We start from the raw sequence: 22,296 nt of genomic DNA, 5'->3' as shown, positions 1-22,296 counted from the left end.
CCGCTGTAGGAGCCGGCTTGCCGGCGAAGGCGCCCTTAATGGAAGGTTTCAGGGCCTGTTCGCTGGCAAGCCAGCTCCTGCAGAAGGGGGTGTGTCGATAAAGCAAAACGCCGCGATTGCTCGCGGCGTTTTTGTGTCTGCGGCTTAACCCAGGTTCTTGCCAAGCAGCGCGTGGTAGAGCTCGCTGTCGCCAAGGATGCCGACGACTTTCTGGTTGTCGTGGAGCACCAGTTTGTTGCCGGTCTGGTAGCGGATCTGCAGCGCGTCGCGCATGCCGATGTTGGAGTCCACCAGGGTCGGACGCCGGCCCAGTTCTTCCACGGACTGCCCCGGAACCCAGTTCTGCAGGTCCAAGTGCGAGCCATTGCGCCGCGCGCCCTTGATGGTGTTGCCCTCCGCCAGGTCGAGCCAGGAATCGCCGCCCGGGTCCAGGCACACGGAGCCGTTGACCCGCTTGCAGTTGTCCAGGCTGCGCATCAGGCTGCGCCCGCAGAGCACGTTCAGCGGGTTGGTGTGGGCGACGAAGGTGCGCACATAGTCGTCCGCGGGGTTGAGCACGATTTCTTCCGGCTTGCTGTACTGGATGATCCGCCCGTCTTTCATGATGGCGATGCGGCTGCCCAGCTTCAGGGCCTCGTCCAGGTCGTGGCTGACAAACACGATGGTCTTGCTCAGCTTGCGTTGCAGTTCCAGCAGCTCGTCCTGCAGACCCTGGCGGATCAGCGGGTCGAGGGCCGAGAAAGGTTCGTCCATCAGCAGGATATCGGCGTCCATGGCCAGGGCGCGGGCCAGGCCCACACGCTGCTGCATGCCGCCGGACAGCTCGTCGGGCTTCTTGTTGCGCCACTGGGTCAGGCCCACCAGCTCAAGTTTCTCGTCCACCAGCTTGCGCCTTTCCTTCTCCGGTCGGCCCTGCATCTCCAGGCCGAAGCTGATGTTCTCGCGCACCGTCAGCCAGGGCATCAGGGCGAACTTCTGGAACACCATGGCGATGCGCTGGGTGCGCATCATCTTCAGTTCGGCGGGGGAGCAGGAGGCAATGTCGATCTGCTGGCCTTCGTGCTCGACGAACAGCTTGCCGCGGCTCACGGTGTTGAGGCCGTTGATGCAGCGCAGCAGGCTGGATTTGCCGGAGCCGGAAAGGCCCATGAGTACGCAGATCTCGCCTTTCTGGATGTCCAGGCTGGCTTTTTCCACGCCGACGATCTGCCCGGTTTTCTTCAGGATCTCGTTGCGGGTCATGCCCTGGTCCAGCAGCTTGAGCGCCTCCCGTGGGTCCTTGGAGAAGATAACGTCTACGTTATCGAAGCGGATTATGCTCATGCGTCACCCCCTACTTTGGCTTCAGGTTGTTTGCAGATGCGGTCGAGCATGATCGCCAGCAGCACGATCGCCAGACCGGCTTCAAAGCCCAGGGCAATGTCGGCGGTATTGAGTGCGTTGACCACGGGTTTGCCCAGGCCGTCGGCGCCGACCAGGGCGGCGATCACCACCATCGACAGCGACAACATGATGCATTGGGTAATACCGGCGGCGATGCTCGGCATGGCGTGGGGCAGCTCAATGCGCGACAACAACTGACGGCGCGAACAGCCAAAGGCCTTGCCCGCGTCCATCAACTCTTGTGGAACATCGCGAATGCCCAGGTAGGTCAGGCGGATCGGCGCGGCAATGGCGAACACCACCGTGGAGATCAGGCCGGGTACCACCCCGAGGCCGAACAGGGTCAGGGTCGGGATCAGGTAGACGAATGTGGGGACGGTCTGCATCAGGTCCAGGACCGGACGCATCATGGTGTAGAACAGCGGTTTGTGCGCGGCGACGATTCCCAGGGGCACGCCGATCAGCACGCAGACCAGGGTGGCGAACAGCACCTGGGCCAGGGTTTCCATGGTTTCCTGCCAGTACCCCAGATTGAGGATCAACAGGAAGGACAGCACGACAAATACAGTCAGGCCCCATTTGCGCTGGATCAGGTGCGCCAGCAGGGCAATCAGGCCGATCAGGGCCAGGGGATTGAACCAGGTCAGCGCGAACGTCACGCCGTGGATCATGGTTTCCAGGGTGGTAGCGATCGCATCGAAGGTGCTGGCACCGTGTTTCGTCAACCAGTCTACGAAAGCCGCGATGTACTGGCCCAGGGGGATTTTCTGATCAGTGAGCATGGTATTGAACGTCCGCATGCAAGGAAAAAACAGCCCGGGCGGGCAAGCCCGCCCGGCGTAAGCGATTACTCAGCAAGCTTGGCTTTCACGGCTTCCAGGCCGGGTTTACCGTCAATGGTGGTCACGCCAGCGAGCCAGGTATCGAGCACCTGTGGATTCTTCTTCAGCCAGGCCTTGGCGGCTGCGTCAGGCTTCATCTTGTCGTCCAGCACGTTGCCCATCAGCGTGCTTTCCATGTTCAGGGTGAACGACAGGTTCTTCAGCAACTGGCCCACGTTGCTGCACTCGGTGGTGTAGCCCTTGCGGGTGTTGGTGTAGATGGTGGCCTGGCCGAAGTTGGGGCCGAAGAAGTCGTCGCCACCGGTCAGGTATTTCATCTTGAAGCGTGTGTTCATCGGGTGTGGTTCCCAGCCCAGGAACACCACCGCGGTGTCGCGACGCTGAGCGCGCTCAACCTGGGACAGCATGCCCGCCTCGCTGGACTCCACTACTTTGAAGCCGGCGTCCTTGAGGCCAAAGGCGTTCTTGTCGATCATCGTCTGGATGGTGCGGTTGCCGTCGTTGCCCGGCTCGATGCCGTAGATCTTGCCGTCCAGCTCCTTCTTGAACTTGGCGATGTCGGCGAAGTCTTTCAGGCCCTTGTCATACAGCGACTCGGGAACTGCCAGGGTGTACTTGGCGTTTTCCAGGTTGGCGCGCACGGTCTCCACGGTGCCGGCATCGCGGTAGGCCTTGATGTCGTTTTCCATGGTCGGCATCCAGTTGCCGAGGAACACGTCCATGTTCTTGCCGTCGGCCAGGGACTTGTAGGTCACCGGCACGGAAATCATCGTGGTCTTGGTCTTGTAGCCCAGGGCGTTGAGCACGACGCTGGTGGTGGCGGTGGTCACGGTGATATCGGTCCAGCCGACATCGGAGAAGTTTACGGTGCTGCATTGCTCCGGTTCTGCGGCGTGTGCCAGAAGCGGCAGACTCAGCATGGCGGCCAACAACAACGACGGGGAACCTTTCATAGGGGAGACTCCTGGATGTTTTTTTGGCGGCGTATGGACCGCGCTTATAAGTGTGGCGGTTGGTGTGCCGGGGACAGCTCTACCACCGTGCCTTGCAATCGAGTCGAGACTGATCATGTACCAGTGAAAAACTGTCGCCTACGGGGTGCGTCGTATCCAGTACAGGGAGGGTCGCATCCAGTGTCGGTGAGGTCGCTTACAGTGTTTCCGGGCATTTTTTCCTGCATCTGAGCCGCAAAAAACGCCCAGAACCCGAGCCTCGCGCCAGGCGGCGTTGGTGGACATGAGTGAGTCGGTGTCAGACGTCGCGAGGCGCAGTAAAAGCCTGATGATGCGCCCTTCTCGGCGGATTGCAGCTTGAGCGTAGCAGCTCCGTCAGAGGGCGTTTTCAGCGCCTGGACTGTGCTCATCGAGGAGTTACGCAGTAATGGCTATCAGTGTTTTCGACTTGTTCAAGATCGGCATCGGGCCTTCCAGTTCCCACACCGTCGGGCCCATGCGCGCCGCGGCGTTATTCGTCCAGGTATTGAAGGAACGCCATCTGCTGGAGCAGGTGCGGCGGATCGAAGTGCAACTGTTCGGTTCGTTGTCGGCCACCGGCATTGGCCATGGCAGCGACAACGCGGTGATCATGGGCTTGATGGGGGAGTGGCCCGATGCGATCGATCCGTCGCTGATCGGCCCGCGCATCGAACGGCTCAGGGAAACCCACACCCTGTTGCTGGACGGACGGCTGGCTGTGCCGTTCATCTGGTCCCGGGACATGCGCCTGCTGGACGAAAACCTGCCCTTTCACCCCAATGCCATGACCCTGGTGGCTGAAGGTGAAGGCGGGGAGCTGTTGCGCGATACCTATTATTCGGTGGGCGGCGGTTTTGTCGTCGACCAGGCCCAGGCCAGTAGCGGCGTGGCGGACCTGGATCGTAGCGAGCTGCCTTACGATTTCTCCAGTGCGGTGGAACTGCTCAGCCTGTGCCAGAAGCACAACCTGCGAGTCGCCGAACTGATGCTGGCCAACGAGAAGGTCTGGCGTTCGGAAGAGGAAATCCGCAGCGGCCTGATGACGCTGTGGCGCGCGATGCAGGATTGCGTGGAACAGGGGCTCAAGCACGAAGGCATCCTGCCCGGCGGGCTCAATGTGCGCCGGCGCGCGGCCAGGCTGCATCGCAGCCTGCAGGAACTGAACAAGCCCAATGTGATCGGCTCCACCTTGAGCGCCATGGAGTGGGTCAACCTGTTCGCCCTGGCGGTGAACGAGGAGAACGCCGCCGGTGGGCGCATGGTCACCGCACCCACCAACGGCGCGGCGGGGATCATTCCGGCGGTGCTGCACTACTTCATGAAATTCAGCGAGGACGTGACTGACGCCAACGTGGTGGATTTCTTCCTCGGCGCGGCGGCCATCGGCATCCTGTGCAAGAAGAACGCCTCGATCTCCGGGGCCGAAGTCGGCTGCCAGGGGGAGGTGGGTTCGGCCTGCGCCATGGCGGCGGCGGGGCTGGCGGAGATTCTCGGGGCCAGCCCCGAGCAGTTGTGCAACGCCGCGGAAATCGGCCTGGAGCACAACCTGGGCCTGACCTGCGACCCGGTGGGCGGGCTGGTGCAGGTGCCCTGCATCGAGCGCAACGCGATTGCCGCGGTGAAGGCGATCAATGCCGCGCAGATGGCCTTGCGCGGTGACGGCCAGCATTTCATTTCCCTGGACCGGGTGATCCGCACCATGCGCGATACCGGCGCCGATATGCACGACAAATACAAAGAGACGTCCCGTGGTGGCCTGGCCGTGAGCGCGGTGGAATGCTGAGCCGCCTTCGCTGGCCAGCCGCATGCGAACCAGGGACGTCGGCGCGCGCAAATGGCTCACTCGGGCCACCGCGCGCCACCTTTTAGCGCGTCGCGAATAGACAAGTTGCCCGGTGCGCCGGCGGACCAGTCCGTGGGTCGGCGCGCTGTGCTTTGAGTGACACTCGCCGGCCTCGGCGCAACGCCTTGGCGGCCCAAGTGCTACCTAACTGCTCACCGCTTTTGTCGGCGCCTGTGCGCCGCGCCTTTCGGCGCTTCTTATCCGCACATTGCCAAGGGCTATATAGACGCGTCGCGACGTCGTTTTCAGGAGTTATTGAATGCCCATTCAACTTTAGGCATGGCAATTGCTCTGTGAATATCAAGCCCGCCTCCGATGAGTCGCAGGGCACATAAAAAGAGCCTCCGCCTGAGGCCATCACCCGCTTTGTGTGAGGAGATATCGCGATGACGTCGTTCAACTCCGGGGCCCAACCCCAGAACCGTGCGCCTCAATCCATCGGCTTTCTGCTGCTGGACAATTTCACGCTGATTTCCCTGGCCTCCGCAGTCGAACCCCTGCGCATGGCCAACCAACTGTCCGGCCGCGAGCTGTATCGCTGGACCACCCTCAGCGTCGATGGCGGTCAAGTCTGGGCCAGTGACGGTCTGCAAATCACCCCCGACGCCTCCATGCACAAAGCCCCCAGCCTCGACACCGTGATCGTCTGCGGCGGCATCGGCATCCAGCGCACCGTGACCCGTGAACATGTGTCCTGGTTGCAAAGCCAGGCCCGCCAGTCGCGCCGCCTCGGCGCGGTGTGCACCGGCAGCTGGGCCCTGGCCTGCGCCGGCCTGCTGGACGGCTTCGATTGCAGCGTGCACTGGGAATGCCTGGCGTCGATGCAGGAAGCCTTTCCCCGGGTGGCCATGAGCACCCGCCTGTTCACCCTCGACCGCAACCGTTTCACCAGCTCCGGCGGCACCGCGCCACTGGACATGATGCTGCACCTGATCAGCCGCGATCATGGCCGTGAGTTGTCGGCGGCGATCTCGGAGATGTTCGTTTACGAGCGCATCCGCAACGAACAGGATCACCAACGCGTGCCCCTCAAGCACATGCTCGGCACCAACCAACCCAAGCTCCAGGAAATCGTTGCGCTGATGGAGGCCAACCTCGAAGAGCCGATCGATCTGGATGAACTGGCGGTGTACGTGGCCGTGTCCCGGCGCCAGCTGGAGCGGCTGTTCCAGAAGTACCTGCATTGTTCGCCGTCGCGCTACTACCTCAAGCTGCGGTTGATCCGTGCCCGGCAACTGCTCAAGCAGACGCCGATGTCGATCATCGAAGTGGCGTCGGTCTGTGGCTTTGTTTCCACGCCACACTTCTCCAAGTGCTACCGCGAGTACTTCGGTATTCCGCCCCGTGACGAGCGCATCGGTTCCAACACCACCCAGCAGGTGGCAATGATGCCGCTGCCGCAAGCCATGGTCCTGGCGCCGCTGTCCGGCCCGCTGTCGGCCTTGAGTCAGGCGCGCAACGAGTCGACCTTCGCCAGCGTGCGTCTGTAGTCACAGACGCTTCTTGAAATACACCACGCGTTCGGTTTCTTCGAAACCCAGCGCGTGGTGCAGTGTCTGGCTGGCCAGATTGTCCAGGCTGGTGTCAGACGCGATCTCCACACACCCGGCCTGGCGTCCCCACTGGCTGACCTGCTCGATCAGTTGCTGGGCAACGCCCTGGCGACGGTGCTCGGGAGCCACATAGATTCCTTCGAGAAACACCACCGGCGAACTCTCGGTGCCGTTGACGTAGTCGTGGCGCAGCGCCGCCTCGGCCAGGCCGATGGCTTCACCGTTCTGGGCAAAGGCCAGCCAGCAGCCATAGCGCTGGGGGGCGGCCAGCATCTGGCGGATTTCGGCCAGGTGCTCCTCTGGCGGACAGTCGGGCCACAGGCCCAGGCGCAATTGCAGCCAACTGGCCGCGTCGGCGGATGAGCCGGGCTGTATCGGGATCATGAGTGCTTGCCTGTTTTCGCCAGAGGGACGCGCACTCTAGCAATCCGCTCAGGGCACAGGGAGACTCACGCGCGTTTTTGCTGCAGGTACTCGGCCAGGGCCGGCAGCAACTGGCGATCAATGGCCTGGCGCACCGCGGGAAGAATGGTCGCATTACCGGTGAGCATCTGCTCCACCATGCCCTTGAGCGCCTTGGCCCGTGCATCGCTCAAACCGCGCACCGCACATTCACAGGCCTGCTCGGCGCTGGCGCCTGCGGGCATCTCGAAACCCAGGGCCCGGAGTTGTCCCAGCAGGTCGTCCTGATCAATCAAATCCGCATGCATCATGACGCTCATCCTTATTCAGGTAACGTGGTCGTCAGTCGATTCTGGTTGGCCGTCCGGGTGGCGGCAAGGGCAGATGGTCGCGATGGCCTGTTTACCTATGAACAGGTCGTTTTCGGCTAACTCGATGGCTTATGGCCGGTTGCAACAGCGTCTGGAAAAAGACGGTCAATCAAGTCTCGCGGCGCTTGCGTGTGATGGCCCGGGCTTGCATAAGGGTGGATATTGAGTCGTGCTGGCGCTCAAGGACACCCGCCGCAAGCGGCGGGGGTGGGCAGGATGGCCGTTGGGGCAAAAAAATAGGGAGCTGTAGTGGATGAAAGTGATGTTCAACCTGGGTTTGGCCTGTTTGTTGTGGATGGTTTGCAGCGCGGCTGCGGCAGCCACCGAGTGTGGCGATTTTTTGCGGGCCATGACCGATCCGCCGAAATCCCTGGAGTTTTTTCACTGTGAGTCGCAGCCCGAGGATCAGGGCGCACCGCTGACCGCGAGGTATCGGGTCAAAGGTCAGGATGCCCATCAGGTAGAGCGCTATCTGCAGCGGGAACTGGGGCTGCAGGAGGGGCTCAAGTTTGTCTGCTGCGGCTGGGAAACGAAGGGGTTCATTTCCTATAGGGATAAGAAGACCGGGCGTCGTTATCAGATCGGCATGGGCTCTGAAGAGACGCCCTACAACCAGCGCCGGGATTGGCACAAGATCGGCTATTTCTACGTGACGGTGGTGTTCTATACCGAGGACATCTGAACCCCTGCAATGGCCCTATTGCCTACGGGCAGGTCGTTTTCGGCTAACTCGTGAGCAGGCAGAGTGGGCAGACTGCAACCAGCTCGCGTCGTGTTGGTTTGGTCACCTTCTCACCGCAGCTCCTCAGCAGTAGTCCCTGCCTCGATCCTGTCACGGCTTGATCGGGGCTTTTTTTTGCCTGTGGAGGTTTTGCCGGCAAGCTTCGCTGGCCAGCCGGCTCCTGTGGGGAGCCGGTGGCTGGTGGGATGGGGATCAGCGCTGCAGCACCAGGATTCTGGAGAGCAGCTCGTCGCGGTCGATGTAGCAACCCTGGAAATGCCGGGCGCCGCTGGACGGGTCGAAGGCGTTGCGGGCATGCAGGGTCCGGCGGTTGTCGAAGCACCAGAGTTGTCCCGGGTCGAGGCGGCGGATGACCCGGAAGCGCGTCTCTCGGGTCATGGCGATAAATCGACGGTAAGCGTGGTACAGCCTGGGCATCTGCTCCACCGAGGTGTCGAAAGGCCCCCGCAGGAAGTTGGCCATGCGGATCTCCGCCACCCGACCCAGGGCATCCAGGGCAATGATCGGCGCCAGGCAGCGGTAGTCGCTGTGGCGGTCCTTGTTGCGAAACTCCACGGGTGTTTCACACAGTGTCAGGAAGGCCTCTGGGTCTTCACGGCGCAAGGCATCGGCGATGGCGAAGCCGTCGACGAAGATGCTTTCGCCGCCCACGGCGTCATTGACCAGGCAATGCAGGAACTGCAGCCCCGGTTGCAGCTCGCGGGTGGGCAGGTCGCTGTGCAGCGGCAGGTTGAAAGCGGTGTAGGCGTTGCTGTCGGCATCGGCCTTGGATTGCACGTTGAACAGCACGCCGAAGTTGCTCTCGCGGATAAACGAGATACGTCGGGCGATCAGCGCCAGCGAACCGGGTTCCGTGGGGGCGCCCCGGACCTGGGTCAGGCCGGTGTCGCGCAGGGCCAGCAGCCATTGCAGCAGAGCCGCAGGATCGTCCATCAGGGCCTGATACTCGAATACCGGTAGTTGCAGGCTGCTGTCCCACAACTGGCTGTGCGCCTTGTGGGCGCGGCGTTCCTCGCGGGATTGCTCGTCATAGGCGTGGGCCCGCAGCCAGCCGGGATCGAAGCGGCTACGGTGGCCGTCCGACCATTCGAGGCACAGGCAACCCTGGCTGTCGATGTGCGCCCCGTGGCAGCCGAGGTCCTCGGCCACATCGACGATTTCCAGTACCTGTTCACGGGTCACGCTGTAGACGCATTCCGGGCAGGGGCAGTTGTCCCGCAGCCATTGATGGTGAAAGGGGCTGAGGCGGCCATCGGCCCAGTGCACCTGGACCCGGTCCGGCAGTACCTGGACGGCGCTCAACGGGCTGATCAGCGGATAACGGCGATAGTCGGCAAGGGCGGCGATGTTCACGGCGATCTCCTTTTCGGGCTTGTTGTCATTTTTCCGTTGGCAGGCCAATCACCCGGCCGATGTAGGTGGGGCGCGGCAGCTCGGCCTGCTCGGCCGCCATGGTTTGCAGGCGCTGCAACACCGCTTCGTCGAACGGCGCGGAGCGGGGGCCGGCGAGGTCGACGTGGAGCAGCATCTGTTCGTTGCCGGCCAGCTCCTGGGGATCACCGACCTTGTGCAGGCTGTGATACAGGTGCAGGCGCTTGCGGTCGTGGCCGATGATCTGGGTATGGACCTCGACCTCGGTGCCCTGCTTCACCTCGTGCAGGTAGTTCAGGTGCAGTTCCAGGGTGAACAGCGAGTGGCCGCTGGCGTCGCGGTTGTCGCTGTCGAGCCCCAGGCGATCCATCAAGGCATCGGTGGCATAGCTGAAGATCAGCAGGTAGAAGGCATCACGCAGATGGCCGTTGTAGTCGACCCAGTCTTTGATGATGCGGGTGCTGTAGGTGGTCAGGGCAGGCATAGGATCACCGGATAACGGTAGGAGCCGGCTTGCCGGCGAAGGCGTCCGTTGGGTTTGCGCCTGGCTTGAGGGCCTATTGGTTGGCAAGCCAGCTCCTACGGGGGTTGGGTTAGTCGTGAAAGTGCATGCCGTGCTTGGCCTTGGTGGTTTTCACCGCCTCCAGCACCGCCAGCAGGCAGTCATCACGATAGCGCTCCAGGGCCGAAATGCTGTGGTTGCCCAGTTGCTCGGCGGTACCTTGGACTACGTCATCGATCAGTTTGTCGGTCAGCTCCGGGGCCGGCAGGTAGGTCCAGGGCAGTTGCAGCGCCGGGCCGAACTGGGCCATGAAGTGACGCATGCCGGCGTCGCCTCCGGCCAGGGTGTAGGTGAGGAAGGTGCCCATGAACGACCAGCGCAGGCCGGCGCCAAAGCGGATCGCGTCGTCGATTTCCCCGGTGGTCGCCACCCCGTCATTGACCAGGTGCAAGGCTTCGCGCCACAGGGCTTCGAGCAGACGGTCGGCGATGAAGCCCGGGACTTCCTTGCGCACATGCAAGGGGCGCATCCCCAAGGATTCATAGACCTGGATCGCCGCCTGTATCGCCTCAGGTGCGGTGTGCTGGCCGCCCACCACTTCCACCAGCGGTAGCAGGTACACCGGGTTGAACGGGTGACCCACCACGCAGCGTTGCGGGTGGGTCGAGCCCTCAAAGAATTCGCTGGGCAGCAGGCCCGAGGTGCTGGAGCCGATCAGGGCGTCGGGCTTGGCCGCGGCGCTGATCTTGCTGTGCAGTTCCAGCTTGAGTTCCAGGCGCTCGGGAGCGCTTTCCTGGATGAAGTCGGCGTCTTTCACACACTCTTCGATGGTGCTGACAAAGCGCAGGCGCTGTGGCGAGGCTCCGGGGGCCAGGCCCTGTTTTTCCAGAGCGCCCCAGGCGTTGGCGACCCGCTGGCGCAGGGCGGCTTCGGCTCCGGGGGCCGGGTCCCAGGCCACCACGTCCAGGCCGTGGGCCAGGGCGCGGGCCACCCAGCCACTGCCGATCACGCCGCTGCCCAGAGCGGCGAAGGTTTTGATGTTGGTGATAAAAGTCATCGCGTCTTCCTGAAAAAAGAGTCTGTAGGCGCTGGCTTGCCAGCGAAGCGCTTGGCGGCCTTGCGGGCCCCTTCGTCGGCAAGCTGGCTGCTACGGGGGCTGATGTGACGGCCTCTTCGCGAGCAAGCTCGCTCCTGCGCAGAGAGGTGGATTGGGGTCAGCCGCGTTGCTTTAGGCCCATTTTCTGGCGGCCCTCGGCCGGGGTCAGGACCCGGGCCCCGAGGCGGCTGAGGATCTCCGTGGCCCGTTCCACCAGTTGGCCGTTGGTGGCGAGCACGCCGCGATCCAGCCACAGGTTGTCCTCCAGGCCGACCCGCACGTTGCCCCCCAGCAGCACCGCTTGCGCGGCCATGGGCATCTGCATGCGGCCGATACCGAAGCCGGCCCAGACCGCATCCGCCGGCAGGTTGTCGACCATGGCCTTCATGGTGGTGGTGTCCGCCGGGGCGCCCCAGGGAATGCCCAGGCACAGCTGGAAGAGCGGGTTGTCCAGCATGCCTTCCTTGATCATCTGCTTGGCGAACCACAGGTGTCCGGTGTCGAAGATTTCCAGCTCGGCTTTCACCCCCAGCTCCTGGATGCGCCTGGCGCCTGCCCGCAGTTGGGCCGGGGTGGACACGTAGATGGTGTCGCCATCGCCGAAGTTGAGGGTGCCGCAGTCCAGGGTGCAGATCTCCGGCAGCAGTTCCTCGACATGGGCCAGGCGGGTCAGCGGCCCGACCAGATCGGTGTTGGGCCCGAACTCCATGGGATGCTCGCCGGCGCCGATCTCCAGGTCGCCGCCCATGCCGGCGGTGAGGTTGACGATGATGTCGATGTCGGCCTCGCGAATGCGCTCCATGACTTCGCGGTACAGCGCGACATCACGGCTGAACTTGCCGCTCGCAGGGTCCCGGACGTGGCAGTGGACCACCGTGGCGCCAGCCTTGGCGGCCTCTACCGCGGCGGCGGCAATCTGCTTCGGGGTGACCGGCACATGGGGGCTCTTGGCGGTCGTGTCGCCAGCACCGGTGAGTGCGCAGGTGATGATGACGTCGTGGTTCATGGTGCGGTTCCTTACAGGCATGTTTGCTGGGGGCGTGGGGTGGCCGTGCGCAGCCCTGGGCGGGCTGCGGGGCGCGAGTGTGGGTGGTTTATTTACTGGTCAGTTGCAGGTGTTCGGCGGCCGGCTTGCCATCGAAGGTGGTCACCCCTTCAAGCCAGCGCTGCTGGTCCTGCGGGTGGTCCTTGAGCCATTGCCGGGCGGACTCCAGGGCGTCCTTGTGCTCCAGCAGCGGCTGCATCATCCGGCTCTCGTCCTCGGCGCTGAAGGTCAGGTTGGTCAGCAGCCGGTGCACGTTCGGGCACTGCTCGGCATAGTTCGGCGCGGTGACGGTCCAGACCGTGGCCTGGCCCTCGTTCGGGCCCAGGGCGTCCTGGCTGCCGCTGAGGTAGGTCATCTTGAAGTTGACGTTCATCGGGTGCGGCGCCCAGCCGAAGAACACGATGGCTTCATTGCGTTTCACCGCCCGGGCCACCGTCGACAACATGCCGGCCTCGCTGGACTCCACCAGCTGGAACTTGCCCAGGCCGAACTGGTTCTTGGCGATCATGTCCTTGATCTGGGTATTGGCTCCCGAGCCGGGTTCGATGCCGTAGATCTTGCCCCCCAGCTCCTTCTGGAACCTGGCGATGTCGGCGAAGGTCTTCAGGCCCTTGTCGGCCAGGTAGGAGGGGACGGCCAGGGTAGCGCGGGCGTCCTTGAGGCTGGGCTCGGCCAGGACCTTGACCTGGTTGGCGTCGACGAACGGGGTGATGGTCTGGGTCATCAGCGGGTTCCAGTAGCCGAGGAACAGGTCCAGGCGCTGGTCGCGGATGCCGGCGAAGATGATCTGCTGCGAGGCGCTGGTCTGCTTGGTCTTGTAGCCGAGGCCGTCGAGCAGGACCTGGGTCATGGCGCTGGTGGCGATCACGTCGGTCCAGTTGACCACGCCCAGGCGTACGTTCTGGCAACTGGGGGCGTCGGCGGCCATGGCTCCCGACGTCAGAAAAACGCTACCACTAAGCGCAAGCACACAGCGGCTGATCAGTCGTTTCATGTGGGTTCCCTCGGCAGGTTGTTATTGTCGATCCCGGCGTCTTGGTGCGTCGGTGAGCTCAAGGTACGCAGGCGTCGCCGGCGGTAAACGCACAGCGGCGACCGACTCTTGCACTGCAGCGACCTGGCCCCTTGTGGCAGGGGGGCATTTGGCGTATCACAGGGCCCACGCTGGCCGTCACCGGAGTGCGTTGCATGTCCCAGGACTTCTACTTCCTGCTGATGCCGGGGTTCTCCGCCATCGGTTTCATTTCCGCCATCGAGCCACTGCGGGTAGCCAACCGTTTTCGTGGCGAGCTGTATCGCTGGCATGTGCTCAGCGCCGACGGCGGCGCGGTGCTGGCCAGCAACGGCATGTCGGTCAATGTCGACGCGGCCCTGGAGCCGCTGAAGAAGGGCGCAACCTTGTGGGTGGTGGCCGGTTTCGAGCCGTTGAAGTGCCTGAGTCCCGCCCTGGAACACTGGCTGCGGCGCCTGGACGTGGAGGGGGTGACTCTCGGGGGGATCGACACCGGCAGCGTGATCCTCGCGGAATCCGGGCTGCTGGAGGGGCACCGGGTGACCCTGCACTGGGAGGCCATCGAGGCGTTCAAGGAGTCTTATCCGCAGTTGAGCGTGACCCAGGAGTTGTTCGAGATCGATCGCCGGCGCATCACCTGTGCCGGTGGCACCGCGTCCATCGACATGATGCTCGACCTGATCGCCCAGGCCCACGGCCCGCAACTGGCGATCCAGGTCAGCGAGCAGTTCGTCCTGGGGCGCATCCGCCCGCGCAAGGACCACCAGCGCATGGAAGTCGCCAGCCGCTACGGCATCAGCAACAAGAAACTGGTGCAGGTGATCGGCGAGATGGAGCAACACAGCGAGCCGCCCCTGAGCACCCTGGCCCTGGCGGAATCGATCAAGGTCACCCGGCGTCAGCTGGAGCGGTTGTTCCGTCTGCACTTGAACGACACCCCGAGCAACTTCTATCTGGGCCTGCGCCTGGAGAAGGCCCGGCAACTGCTGCGCCAGACCGACATGAGCGTGCTGGAGGTGAGCATCGCCTGCGGGTTTGAGTCGCCGTCCTACTTCACCCGCAGTTACCGCGCGCGTTTTGTGCACTGCCCCCGTGAAGACCGACGCCTGCTGGGGAGCGGCCAGGAGTCGGTTTGACAGGGGTTTATAGTCAATTATACTCGCGGCTATAAATTATAGTCCTGGCAATAATTGAGTATAAAACCATGTCGAAAAACACCGGTTTCGTGTTTCGTCGTCCTGCTCTGGCGCTCAATATTGCCGATGGCCTGGTGGGTTCGGGGATTCAGGATTACAGCTCGGGGCTGTTCCTGGCGGCGCCTCGGCGCACCGGGAAAAGTACCTTTCTGCGCGAGGACCTGCTGCCTGAATGCCAGAGCCGTGGCTGGCTGGCGGTTTATGTCGACCTTTGGGCCAATCGCGAAAAAGACCCCGCCGAGCTGATCGCCGCGGCCATTGCCGGGGCGCTGGTGCCTTTCGAGAAAGGCATTCGCAAACTGGCCAAGTCCCTCGGGGTGGAGAAGCTCAGCTTTCTGCGCACCCTGTCCTGGGATTTCAGCAAGTCCCAGTTGCCCGAAGGCGCGACCCTGACCCAGGCCCTGGAATTGCTCCACAGTGCCACGGGCAAGACGGTGGTCCTGATAATCGACGAGGCCCAGCATGCCTTGAGCTCGGAGGCCGGGTTGAATGCCATGTTCGCGCTCAAGGCGGCCCGGGATCAGCTCAATCAGGGGCGGGACATGGATACCAGCGGCTTGCGGCTGGTGTTCACCGGGTCCAATCGCGACAAGCTGGCCCATCTGGTGCTCAACCGTAACCAGCCGTTCTTTGGTTCGAGCATCACCCCGTTCCCGCTGTTGGGACGGGATTTCACCAAGGCCTACACGGCCCATCTGAACGCTCATCTGGCGCCCACCAACCAGTTCAATGCCGATGATCTGGACCAGGCCTTCGAATGGGTTGGCCGGCGTCCGGAAATGCTGCGCAGCATCATTGGCCAGGTGGCCCTGGAGCTGGGGGAGGCGAGCCAGCTCAACGAGTTGTTGCGCAGCAGCGCCGAGATTCTCCGCGCCGGGGTCTGGAGCGAATTCGAAAGCGCCTGGAACGGTCTGACCCTGTCCCAGCGGGCGGTGCTTGAAGTGATGGTGGAGCGTTCGCGCAACAACCTGCCGTTCGCACCCTTTACCGACGACACCCTGGCGGCGGTGGCCAAGGCGTTGCAGGCCATGGGCAGCGATACGCAACCGGGGACCCAGACGGTGCAGGCCTGTATCGATGCCCTGCGGGAAAAGGAGTTGGTGTGGAAGTCCAGCCGGGGCGCCTACGCCCTGGAAGACAATTCATTCGCCGACTGGCTGCAGCATTATCGGCGCCAACTGTAGCCGCTGCCGCAGGCTGCGAACGGCCCGCAGGGACGCGAGGATCTCAGGCGCGCTGGATGTTTGGCGTTAGACCGCCAAGCGAGGCCCTGCGGTCCTTGTCGCAGCCTCGCCATGGCTCGACAGCGGCTACAGGTTTCGTTGCGAACGGTGAGGATCTCAGGCGCGCTGGATGTTTGGCGTTAGACCGCCAAGCGAGGCCCTGCGGTCCTTGTCGCAGCCTCGCCATGGCTCGACAGCGGCTACAGGTTTCGTTGCGAGCGGTGAGGATCTCAGGCGCGCTGGATGTTTGGCGTTAGGCCGCCAAGCGAGGCCCTGCGGTCCTTGTCGCAGCCTCGCCATGGCTCGACAGCGGCTACAGGTTTCGTTGCGAGCGGTGAGGATCTCAGGCGCGCTGGATGTTTGGCGTTAGACCGCCAAGCAGGGCCTCAGGATCATTTCTTCAGCAAGGCCGCGCAGGCGGTCTTGTAGGCTTCGTGCTGGTATTTGTTGAGGCTCGCCCCCAGCTCGAAGCCGTGCTTCTTGTGCTGGGCGTTGATGGTTTGCGGCGACAGCAGGGTCACTTCGCAATTATCCAGCAACTGAAGCACGCCTTCGATCTTGAAGGTGGTAGGGCCGCCGGCGAATTCGCCTTTCTTGCTGCGCTTCTTGATGGCGATGTGGGTAATCCCGTGTTCACGGACAAAGGCGTCGATCCGGGCGGCGAAGTCGCGAACGTTGCCCGCGTCATCGTCGTCTTCCAGGGCGATCTTCTTGATGGCCAGCGCCTGGTGGTGCGGTGCGCCGTCTTGCAGGGAGGCGAGGGCGAAGATGGCTTCGCTGCCCTTGATCTCGATACCGCAGATGCTCATGAGTAACCCTTTCAATCGTTGAGTGGGGCGCAGCTTACAGCTCCAGCTGGTCGGCGCGTATACCGAAGACGGCGGCAATTTTTTCCCGGGTGCTCTTGCGGGGTCGGGCCACGCTCAGAACCTTGTCCCTTTGTTGCCCGCGCCAGCGTTACCAGGTCGTGGACTGTCCGCGCCGATCCACTTCGTACACCTTGTGCCGCAGCAGGCGTTCCTTGAGCCAGCGTTCGGCCTTGCCCATCACTCGTTGCCGGGCCCAGAGCAGGTCCACGCCCACCAGCCAGTCGGTGTAGGGATACGCCCCCAGTTGCAGCTCCACCAGCTCGCCCTTGGCCAGTTCACGCTGGATCAGTTGCCGGGGCAGGGTGGCCCAGCCCAGGCCGGCGCGGACCATTTCCAGCAGCGCCAGGTAGTTTTCCGCCTGCCACAGTTGGCTGCAGCGCAGGTACTCGCTGCTGGGCAGCTTGTCGGCGTGGGCGCTGAAGGCCAGGCGCCGATGCCCATGCAGGTCGTCGAAGGTCACGTTGTCCAGCCGGGCCAGGGGATGATCCGGGTGGCAGACGTGCAACATGATCAGCTTGCCCATCTGCTGGAACTCCAGCTCCTGGGGATAGCCCGGTTGTGAAAAGGCGATCCCCAGCACCGCATCGCCTCGGGCCACCAGCTCACTGGCATCTCCGGACAGCGGATGACGGATCAGCAGGTCGACATAGGGGAAGGCCTGCTCGAACTCGCGCAAGACCGGCATCAGCGGGCCGTAAGGGGTTTCGATCACGATGGACAACTGCGGCTCCAGCGCTTCCGACAGACAGTCGGCATTGGCTTGCAGGGTCAGGCAGCGCTCCAGCACCGCCTCGGCCTGCAGCAGCATCTTCTTTCCGCTGGCGGTCAGCACCGGGCTGCGGCTGCTGCGGTCGAACAACTCCACTCCCAGGTCGGCCTCCAGATTGGCGATGGCCACGCTGACCGTGGACTGGGTCTTGCCCAGCTTGCGGGCAGCGGCCGAGAACGAGCCGGTTTGTGCGGCCTGAACGAACATCTGCAGTTGTTCCAGTGAAAAGCGCATCGCGTCTCCCGACCCCAGGACAGGCTTGTCCAATCCATCGTTAAAAACGATGGCTGCTCATTTGTTGCATCGTATTCAAGCACAGATCATGGGCGCCGACGTTCGTACATCCTGCCGGGGCATTGCCCCCGGATGCCTGCCAGAACAACAACAAGAGCTGCACTTTCAGGAGATCTGCGACATGAACATTCCCCGGGTTCACCCAGTGGACGAGGTCCTGCCCGTTCGCCAGTTGTTCACCTTCGGCCTGCAGCATGTGCTGGTGATGTATGCCGGTGCGGTGGCGGTACCGTTGATTCTAGGCAATGCCCTGGGCTTGACTGCGGCCCAGGTGGTTTTACTGATCAACGCCAACCTGCTGACGTCCGGCGTTGCCACCCTGATCCAGACCCTGGGCTTCTGGCGCTTCGGCGCACGCTTGCCGTTGATCCAGGGCTGCTCCTTCATTGCCCTGGCGCCGATGATCATGATCGGCAAGCAGTTCGGCCTGGCCGAGGTGTTCGGCGCGGTGATCGCCGCCGGGGTCCTGACCATTGCCATGGCTCCGCTGTTCAGCCGTCTGCTGAGGTTCTTTCCACCGGTAGTGATCGGCAGCCTGATCACCATCATCGGCATTTCCCTGATGCCGGCGGCGGCCGTCTGGCTGGGGGGCGGCAACCCCGCCGCCGAGGATTTCGGTGCACCGGCCAACCTGTTGCTGGGGCTGGCCACGGTGGCAGTGACCCTGGTGATCTATGGCAAGTTCTCCGGCTTTATCGGCAACCTCAGTGTGCTGATCGGGCTGCTGGTGGGCAGCCTGATCGCTGCGGCCTGCGGCATGACCCACTTTGCCCAGGTGGGCGAAGCGGCCTGGTTCGAGCTGAGCCCGCCCATGGCCTTCGGGGCTCCGCAATTCTCCCTGATGCCGATCCTGATCATGACCCTGGCGATGCTGGTGATCATGGCCGAGACCACCGGCAACTGCCTGGCCATTGGCAAGCTCACCGGCAAGCCGACGACCCAGCGCACCCTGGGGGACGCCTTCCGCGCCGACGGCCTGTCCACCCTGCTCGGCGGCCTGTTCAACAGCTTCCCCTACAACGCCTTCACCCAGAACACCGGACTGATCGCGCTCTCCAAGATCAAGAGCCGCTTCGTGGTGGCGGCAGCCGGCGCGATCATGGTGCTCATGGGGCTGTTTCCCAAGCTCGGGGCGCTGGTGGCTGCGGTGCCGACCCCGGTACTGGGGGGCTGCGCCATCGTCATGTTCGGCATGACCACCGTGGCCGGCATCCAGGAGCTGTCACGGGTGAGGTTCGAGGGCACTGGCAACGGCATAATCGTCGCCGTGTCGGTCAGTGTCGGCGTGCTGCCGATGTCCTTTCCGGCGTTGTTCGCCCAGGCCCACGGCCCCCTCAAACTGCTGCTGGAAAGCGGCATCTTCCTCGGCGCCCTCACCGCCATCGTGCTCAACCTGCTGCTCAATCCGCGCATGTCTGCGGCCCAAGAGCTGGCCGCCCAGGCCGGGCTTGGTGACTGAAGACTGCTATCAGGCCCGCTTTTTCCCGGCGGGCCCCTGTCCATGAAAAGGAGGTCAAGATGACCCAGGTTCTTTCCCCCATCCCTGCCGGCGTCAGCCAGCTGGACCTGCAACTGCTGCGCCAGAGCATTGAACTGGCCGAAGAGGCCAAGGCCCGTGGTCGCCACCCGTTCGCCGCCCTGGTGGCGGACCGCAACGGCAAGATCATTGCCAGTGCCGGCAACAACTCCATGCCCCCCGAAGGCGACCCGACCCAGCACGCCGAACTCGCCGCTGCCGCCAAGGCCGCAAGGCTCCTGGGCCCCGAGGAGCTGGCCCAGTGCACCCTGTACACCAGCGCCGAGCCCTGCTGCATGTGCGCCGGGGCCATCTACTGGACCGGGATTGGTCGGGTGGTCTACGCCCTGTCCGAACACGCCTTGCTGGCACTGACCGGCGACCACCCGGAAAACCCGACCTTTTCCCTGCCGTGCCGTGAAGTCTTTGCCCGCGGGCAGCGGCAGATCCCGGTGCTGGGGCCGATGCTGGAACACGAAGCGGCCCGGGCCCATGTGGGGTTCTGGAAATGAGTGGCGGGGTGTCCATCCACGTGGTGGATGTCGCCAGCGGCCAGGTGGCCGAAGGCATGGCGGTACGGGTGCGGCGCCTGGGCGGCGAGTGGTTGTGCCAGGGGCGGATCGGCAGCAATGGCCTGTTGGATGGCCTGCCAGCGTGCGCGGCCAGCTTCGGGCCGGGCCTTTACGAGGTGGAACTGGACGTGGCGGCGTTCTATCGCCAGCAAGGACAGGTGCTGCCCACGCAGCCCTTCCTGGATGTGCTGGTCTACCGCTTCGGCCTGGACGACCCGCGCCAGCACTACCACCTGCCGTTCAAGCTCACCGCCTGGGGCGTCTCATGCTTTCGCGGCGGCGCCTGACCCGGCGTTGACCCGGCTGCAGGAGCGAGCTGGCTCGCGAAACCGTCGCAACCGCTGCACCGGGTTCGGCAGGGCGTTTTTTACGGGCAAGCCCGCTCCTACCAGCGCTAGCGGGTCATTCCTGGGCGATGGACTCGATGAACTCCGAGCGCTCGTCGCTCATCCGCGCCAGGCAATCGTTGGTGGCGATGGTGTAGGCCTTGGTTCCGGGCTTGGCCGGGAAGGATTCCACTGCGCAGTCGGCGTCGCGCTGCTTCTGCCACAGCTGCTGGGCGTTCTTGACCTTGGCGCTGATGTCGGCCAGTTGCGCCTTGTCGTTGCCGTACAGGGTGCCCAGGCGTTCCAGCAGGCTTTGCACGTTGTCGCTCAGCAACTGCTCGGCGGTGGTGCGGTTGTAGGTCGCGCATTCCAGGGTCTGCACGTCGTGTTCCACGCCGTCGCAGGGCGTACTGTCGGCCTCTTCGGCCGCCTGTACGCCGGTGGCTATCAATATCAAGGCCAGGAAGATCGGTTTCATTGCAGCACTGCCCCTCATCCAGTGAAGCTTTCGTTGAAGCGGCGAATTCTGGCGCAAGCCCCAGGCAAAGAACAGAGGGCGCCATGCCCCCACATCCGGCCCTTTGTCGGGTCTTGACGCTTTCGGCAATTCCCCTGTCGTTTTTGCACCGGGGCGCCCCGGCCCTCAAGCATATGCTGACCCCAAAGCGCCGGCAGACGATTCGGCGCATGAATCGCCAATAAGGGGACAGCCTGATGAGCCCAGCCGAATTACACGCCGACAGCATCGTTATCGACGGGCTGATCATTGCCAAGTGGAACCGCGAGCTGTTCGAGGACATGCGCAAGGGCGGCCTGACCGCAGCCAACTGCACGGTGTCGGTTTGGGAAGGGTTCCAGGCCACGGTCAACAACATTGCCGCCAGCCAGAAACTGATCCGCGAAAACAGCGACCTGGTGATGCCGGTGCGCACCACCGCGGATATCCGCAAGGCCAAGGAAGTGGGCAAGACCGGCATCCTCTTCGGCTTCCAGAATGCCCACGCTTTCGAAGACCAGATCGGCTACGTCGAGGTGTTCAAGCAGCTGGGCGTGGGCATCGTGCAGATGTGCTACAACACCCAGAACCTGGTGGGCACCGGCTGCTACGAGCGTGATGGCGGGCTCTCGGGGTTCGGCCGCGAGATCGTCGCCGAGATGAACCGCGTCGGGGTCATGTGCGACCTGTCCCACGTCGGTTCCAAGACCAGCGAGGAAGTGATCCTCGAATCCAAGAAACCGGTGTGCTACTCCCACTGCCTGCCGTCGGGGCTCAAGGAGCACCCGCGCAACAAGTCCGACGCCGAGCTTAAATTCATTGCCGACCACGGCGGTTTCGTCGGCGTGACCATGTTCGCGCCGTTCCTGGCCAAGGGCATCGATTCGACCATCGACGATTACGCCGAAGCCATCGAATACACCATGAACATCGTCGGTGAGGATTCCATCGGCATCGGCACCGACTTCACCCAGGGCCACGGCCAGGACTTCTTCGAATACCTGACCCACGACAAGGGCTACGCCCGGCGCCTGACCAACTTCGGCAAGATCATCAACCCCCTGGGCATCCGCACCGTGGGCGAGTTCCCCAACCTCACCGAGACCCTGCTCAAGCGCGGCCACAGCGAGCGCGTGGTGCGCAAGATCATGGGCGAGAACTGGGTCAGCGTCCTGAAGGACGTCTGGGGCGAATAAGGCCACCCCCCACAGCACATTCCTGTAGCCGCTGCCGCAGGCTGCGATCGGCTCCGAAGGAGACGCGCTCTTGCGGCCCTCGGAAGGCTCTTCGAGCCTTTTCGCAGCCTGCGGCAGCGGCTACAGACGTACTTATCCACAGAATTCCGGAGTTTTGAAACATGGCCAAGATCGCCCCGCAACTGCCTATCGAAGTCGACAGCGAAACCGGTGTCTGGACCTCCGACGCCCTGCCGATGCTCTACGTGCCGCGGCACTTCTTCGTCAACAACCACATGGGCATCGAGGAAGTCCTGGGCGCCGATGCCTACGCCGAGATCCTCTACAAGGCCGGCTACAAGTCCGCCTGGCACTGGTGCGAAAAGGAAGCCGAATGCCACGGCCTGGAAGGCGTCGCGGTGTTCGAGCACTACATGAAGCGGCTGTCCCAGCGCGGCTGGGGGCTGTTCAAGATCCAGGACATCGACCTGGATAAAGGCACCGCCAGCGTCAAGCTCGAACACTCGGCGTTCGTCTACGTCTACGGCAAGGTCGGGCGCAAGGTCGACTACATGTTCACCGGCTGGTTCGCCGGCGCCATGGACCAGATCCTGGCCGCCCGTGGCAGCAAGATCCGCACCGTGGCAGAGCAGGTTTACGGTGGTTCCGAAGAAGGCCACGACGATGGCCTGTTCGTCGTCAAACCGTTGTAAGCGGAGTTAAG

General features: G+C 63.4%; 23 protein-coding genes and 1 pseudogene. 10 read left to right on the top strand and 14 right to left on the bottom strand.

Annotated elements, in window-relative coordinates; genetic code table 11:
• Positions 1-144 precede the first annotated feature (144 nt).
• The 3 genes from choV to Q8O96_RS15525 form a co-directional block, all read right to left on the bottom strand.
• On the bottom strand, positions 145-1,323 hold the full coding sequence (gene choV / locus Q8O96_RS15535; protein ID WP_207166690.1) for a choline ABC transporter ATP-binding protein: 1,179 nt from the start codon (positions 1,321-1,323) through the stop codon (positions 145-147).
• Positions 1,320-2,165, bottom strand: coding sequence for a choline ABC transporter permease subunit (gene choW, locus Q8O96_RS15530; protein WP_102862017.1), 846 nt, complete (start codon positions 2,163-2,165; stop codon positions 1,320-1,322). The genes choV and choW overlap by 4 nt, the downstream gene beginning before the upstream one ends.
• Positions 2,166-2,230: 65 nt before the next feature.
• Positions 2,231-3,178, bottom strand: a complete 948-nt coding sequence (locus Q8O96_RS15525; RefSeq protein WP_102862016.1) for a choline ABC transporter substrate-binding protein — start codon at positions 3,176-3,178, stop codon at positions 2,231-2,233.
• A gap of 427 nt (positions 3,179-3,605) precedes the next feature.
• On the opposite strand from Q8O96_RS15525, the gene Q8O96_RS15520 reads away from it, so the two are divergent.
• Together Q8O96_RS15520 and Q8O96_RS15515 are read left to right on the top strand one after the other, a co-directional pair.
• Positions 3,606-4,982, top strand: a complete 1,377-nt coding sequence (locus tag Q8O96_RS15520) for an L-serine ammonia-lyase (protein ID WP_102862015.1) — start codon at positions 3,606-3,608, stop codon at positions 4,980-4,982.
• A gap of 446 nt (positions 4,983-5,428) precedes the next feature.
• The gene (locus Q8O96_RS15515; RefSeq protein WP_060841469.1) at positions 5,429-6,532 is read left to right on the top strand and encodes a GlxA family transcriptional regulator; all 1,104 of its coding nucleotides are present in this window, start codon (positions 5,429-5,431) and stop codon (positions 6,530-6,532) included.
• Here the strand turns inward: Q8O96_RS15515 and aac(6') are convergent, their stop codons facing one another.
• Together aac(6') and Q8O96_RS15505 are read right to left on the bottom strand one after the other, a co-directional pair.
• Complete coding sequence (aac(6'), locus tag Q8O96_RS15510; RefSeq protein ID WP_102862014.1) at positions 6,533-6,979, bottom strand: aminoglycoside 6'-N-acetyltransferase; 447 nt, start codon at positions 6,977-6,979, stop codon at positions 6,533-6,535.
• A 65-nt stretch (positions 6,980-7,044) separates the two neighbouring features.
• On the bottom strand, positions 7,045-7,308 hold the full coding sequence (locus Q8O96_RS15505; RefSeq protein WP_025131152.1) for a hypothetical protein: 264 nt from the start codon (positions 7,306-7,308) through the stop codon (positions 7,045-7,047).
• 313 nt (positions 7,309-7,621) lie between these two features.
• On the opposite strand from Q8O96_RS15505, the gene Q8O96_RS15500 reads away from it, so the two are divergent.
• Positions 7,622-8,050, top strand: a complete 429-nt coding sequence (locus Q8O96_RS15500) for a DUF4952 domain-containing protein (protein WP_115581120.1) — start codon at positions 7,622-7,624, stop codon at positions 8,048-8,050.
• Between the two features lie 252 nt (positions 8,051-8,302).
• Here the strand turns inward: Q8O96_RS15500 and Q8O96_RS15495 are convergent, their stop codons facing one another.
• The 5 genes from Q8O96_RS15495 to Q8O96_RS15475 all read right to left on the bottom strand — a co-directional run bounded on the left by Q8O96_RS15495 (position 8,303) and on the right by Q8O96_RS15475 (position 13,118).
• Positions 8,303-9,463 carry a gamma-butyrobetaine dioxygenase gene (locus Q8O96_RS15495; protein ID WP_115581119.1) on the bottom strand — a complete coding sequence of 387 codons (1,161 nt, stop codon included), beginning with the start codon at positions 9,461-9,463 and terminating at the stop codon, positions 8,303-8,305.
• A gap of 25 nt (positions 9,464-9,488) precedes the next feature.
• Entirely contained in the window at positions 9,489-9,965 is a 477-nt protein-coding gene (locus tag Q8O96_RS15490) for a thioesterase family protein (protein WP_102862011.1), read from the bottom strand.
• 109 nt (positions 9,966-10,074) lie between these two features.
• Positions 10,075-11,040: an L-carnitine dehydrogenase gene (locus Q8O96_RS15485; RefSeq protein ID WP_305949073.1), complete on the bottom strand. Its 966-nt coding sequence runs from the start codon at positions 11,038-11,040 to the stop codon at positions 10,075-10,077.
• Positions 11,041-11,197: 157 nt separating this feature from the next.
• The gene (locus tag Q8O96_RS15480; RefSeq protein ID WP_305949072.1) at positions 11,198-12,085 is read right to left on the bottom strand and encodes a 3-keto-5-aminohexanoate cleavage protein; all 888 of its coding nucleotides are present in this window, start codon (positions 12,083-12,085) and stop codon (positions 11,198-11,200) included.
• Positions 12,086-12,173: 88 nt separating this feature from the next.
• A complete protein-coding gene (locus tag Q8O96_RS15475) occupies positions 12,174-13,118 on the bottom strand; it encodes a choline ABC transporter substrate-binding protein (RefSeq protein ID WP_305949071.1) in 945 nt (314 codons plus the stop codon).
• 194 nt (positions 13,119-13,312) lie between these two features.
• Here Q8O96_RS15475 and Q8O96_RS15470 point away from each other — a divergent pair, with 194 nt between their 5' ends.
• Positions 13,313-14,272, top strand: coding sequence for a GlxA family transcriptional regulator (locus tag Q8O96_RS15470; protein WP_207166688.1), 960 nt, complete (start codon positions 13,313-13,315; stop codon positions 14,270-14,272).
• A 68-nt stretch (positions 14,273-14,340) separates the two neighbouring features.
• Positions 14,341-15,516, top strand: a complete 1,176-nt coding sequence (locus Q8O96_RS15465; RefSeq protein ID WP_207166687.1) for an AAA family ATPase — start codon at positions 14,341-14,343, stop codon at positions 15,514-15,516.
• Positions 15,517-15,947: 431 nt separating this feature from the next.
• Here Q8O96_RS15465 and Q8O96_RS15460 read toward each other — a convergent pair whose 3' ends face one another.
• The 3 genes and pseudogenes from Q8O96_RS15460 to Q8O96_RS15450 form a co-directional block, all read right to left on the bottom strand.
• Entirely contained in the window at positions 15,948-16,364 is a 417-nt protein-coding gene (locus tag Q8O96_RS15460; RefSeq protein ID WP_305949070.1) for a DUF3010 family protein, read from the bottom strand.
• Positions 16,365-16,398: 34 nt separating this feature from the next.
• Positions 16,399-16,479, bottom strand: a pseudogene (locus Q8O96_RS15455) (transcriptional regulator); the annotation flags it as partial.
• A 33-nt stretch (positions 16,480-16,512) separates the two neighbouring features.
• Positions 16,513-17,427 carry a LysR family transcriptional regulator gene (locus Q8O96_RS15450; protein ID WP_102862004.1) on the bottom strand — a complete coding sequence of 305 codons (915 nt, stop codon included), beginning with the start codon at positions 17,425-17,427 and terminating at the stop codon, positions 16,513-16,515.
• A 181-nt stretch (positions 17,428-17,608) separates the two neighbouring features.
• Here Q8O96_RS15450 and Q8O96_RS15445 point away from each other — a divergent pair, with 181 nt between their 5' ends.
• Genes Q8O96_RS15445 through Q8O96_RS15435 form a run of 3 tightly spaced genes read left to right on the top strand, consistent with a single transcriptional unit; the run spans position 17,609 to position 19,862 of the window.
• Positions 17,609-18,946: a nucleobase:cation symporter-2 family protein gene (locus Q8O96_RS15445; RefSeq protein ID WP_296412865.1), complete on the top strand. Its 1,338-nt coding sequence runs from the start codon at positions 17,609-17,611 to the stop codon at positions 18,944-18,946.
• Positions 18,947-19,005: 59 nt separating this feature from the next.
• Positions 19,006-19,515 carry a nucleoside deaminase gene (locus Q8O96_RS15440; RefSeq protein WP_250329786.1) on the top strand — a complete coding sequence of 170 codons (510 nt, stop codon included), beginning with the start codon at positions 19,006-19,008 and terminating at the stop codon, positions 19,513-19,515.
• Between the two features lie 8 nt (positions 19,516-19,523).
• Positions 19,524-19,862: a hydroxyisourate hydrolase gene (locus Q8O96_RS15435; protein ID WP_180988538.1), complete on the top strand. Its 339-nt coding sequence runs from the start codon at positions 19,524-19,526 to the stop codon at positions 19,860-19,862.
• A gap of 115 nt (positions 19,863-19,977) precedes the next feature.
• On the opposite strand, the gene Q8O96_RS15430 is transcribed toward Q8O96_RS15435, so the two are convergent.
• The gene (locus Q8O96_RS15430) at positions 19,978-20,379 is read right to left on the bottom strand and encodes a lysozyme inhibitor LprI family protein (RefSeq protein WP_102862000.1); all 402 of its coding nucleotides are present in this window, start codon (positions 20,377-20,379) and stop codon (positions 19,978-19,980) included.
• A 236-nt stretch (positions 20,380-20,615) separates the two neighbouring features.
• On the opposite strand from Q8O96_RS15430, the gene Q8O96_RS15425 reads away from it, so the two are divergent.
• The gene (locus Q8O96_RS15425) at positions 20,616-21,593 is read left to right on the top strand and encodes a dipeptidase (protein WP_102861999.1); all 978 of its coding nucleotides are present in this window, start codon (positions 20,616-20,618) and stop codon (positions 21,591-21,593) included.
• Between the two features lie 161 nt (positions 21,594-21,754).
• Positions 21,755-22,285, top strand: coding sequence for a 4-vinyl reductase (locus tag Q8O96_RS15420; RefSeq protein WP_011063916.1), 531 nt, complete (start codon positions 21,755-21,757; stop codon positions 22,283-22,285).
• The last annotated feature ends 11 nt before the right edge of the window (positions 22,286-22,296 follow it).

This window comes from Pseudomonas sp. LPH60 (assembly GCF_030718165.1).
GTDB lineage: Bacteria > Pseudomonadota > Gammaproteobacteria > Pseudomonadales > Pseudomonadaceae > Aquipseudomonas > Aquipseudomonas danubii.
Note: the sequence above shows the minus strand (reverse complement) of the source record. Positions and strands in the feature narration are given on the sequence as shown.

What these genes read in the sequence shown, in the direction of transcription:
- choV (WP_207166690.1), bottom strand. Translation starts at nt 1,323, where the DNA reads ATGAGCATAATCCGCTTCGATAACGTAGACGTTATCTTCTCCAAGGAC.
- choW (WP_102862017.1), bottom strand. Translation starts at nt 2,165, where the DNA reads ATGCTCACTGATCAGAAAATCCCCCTGGGCCAGTACATCGCGGCTTTC.
- Q8O96_RS15525 (WP_102862016.1), bottom strand. Translation starts at nt 3,178, where the DNA reads ATGAAAGGTTCCCCGTCGTTGTTGTTGGCCGCCATGCTGAGTCTGCCG.
- Q8O96_RS15520 (WP_102862015.1), top strand. Translation starts at nt 3,606, where the DNA reads ATGGCTATCAGTGTTTTCGACTTGTTCAAGATCGGCATCGGGCCTTCC.
- Q8O96_RS15515 (WP_060841469.1), top strand. Translation starts at nt 5,429, where the DNA reads ATGACGTCGTTCAACTCCGGGGCCCAACCCCAGAACCGTGCGCCTCAA.
- Q8O96_RS15505 (WP_025131152.1), bottom strand. Translation starts at nt 7,308, where the DNA reads ATGATGCATGCGGATTTGATTGATCAGGACGACCTGCTGGGACAACTC.
- Q8O96_RS15500 (WP_115581120.1), top strand. Translation starts at nt 7,622, where the DNA reads ATGAAAGTGATGTTCAACCTGGGTTTGGCCTGTTTGTTGTGGATGGTT.
- Q8O96_RS15490 (WP_102862011.1), bottom strand. Translation starts at nt 9,965, where the DNA reads ATGCCTGCCCTGACCACCTACAGCACCCGCATCATCAAAGACTGGGTC.
- Q8O96_RS15485 (WP_305949073.1), bottom strand. Translation starts at nt 11,040, where the DNA reads ATGACTTTTATCACCAACATCAAAACCTTCGCCGCTCTGGGCAGCGGC.
- Q8O96_RS15480 (WP_305949072.1), bottom strand. Translation starts at nt 12,085, where the DNA reads ATGAACCACGACGTCATCATCACCTGCGCACTCACCGGTGCTGGCGAC.
- Q8O96_RS15475 (WP_305949071.1), bottom strand. Translation starts at nt 13,118, where the DNA reads ATGAAACGACTGATCAGCCGCTGTGTGCTTGCGCTTAGTGGTAGCGTT.
- Q8O96_RS15470 (WP_207166688.1), top strand. Translation starts at nt 13,313, where the DNA reads ATGTCCCAGGACTTCTACTTCCTGCTGATGCCGGGGTTCTCCGCCATC.
- Q8O96_RS15465 (WP_207166687.1), top strand. Translation starts at nt 14,341, where the DNA reads ATGTCGAAAAACACCGGTTTCGTGTTTCGTCGTCCTGCTCTGGCGCTC.
- Q8O96_RS15460 (WP_305949070.1), bottom strand. Translation starts at nt 16,364, where the DNA reads ATGAGCATCTGCGGTATCGAGATCAAGGGCAGCGAAGCCATCTTCGCC.
- Q8O96_RS15450 (WP_102862004.1), bottom strand. Translation starts at nt 17,427, where the DNA reads ATGCGCTTTTCACTGGAACAACTGCAGATGTTCGTTCAGGCCGCACAA.
- Q8O96_RS15445 (WP_296412865.1), top strand. Translation starts at nt 17,609, where the DNA reads ATGAACATTCCCCGGGTTCACCCAGTGGACGAGGTCCTGCCCGTTCGC.
- Q8O96_RS15440 (WP_250329786.1), top strand. Translation starts at nt 19,006, where the DNA reads ATGACCCAGGTTCTTTCCCCCATCCCTGCCGGCGTCAGCCAGCTGGAC.
- Q8O96_RS15430 (WP_102862000.1), bottom strand. Translation starts at nt 20,379, where the DNA reads ATGAAACCGATCTTCCTGGCCTTGATATTGATAGCCACCGGCGTACAG.
- Q8O96_RS15425 (WP_102861999.1), top strand. Translation starts at nt 20,616, where the DNA reads ATGAGCCCAGCCGAATTACACGCCGACAGCATCGTTATCGACGGGCTG.
- Q8O96_RS15420 (WP_011063916.1), top strand. Translation starts at nt 21,755, where the DNA reads ATGGCCAAGATCGCCCCGCAACTGCCTATCGAAGTCGACAGCGAAACC.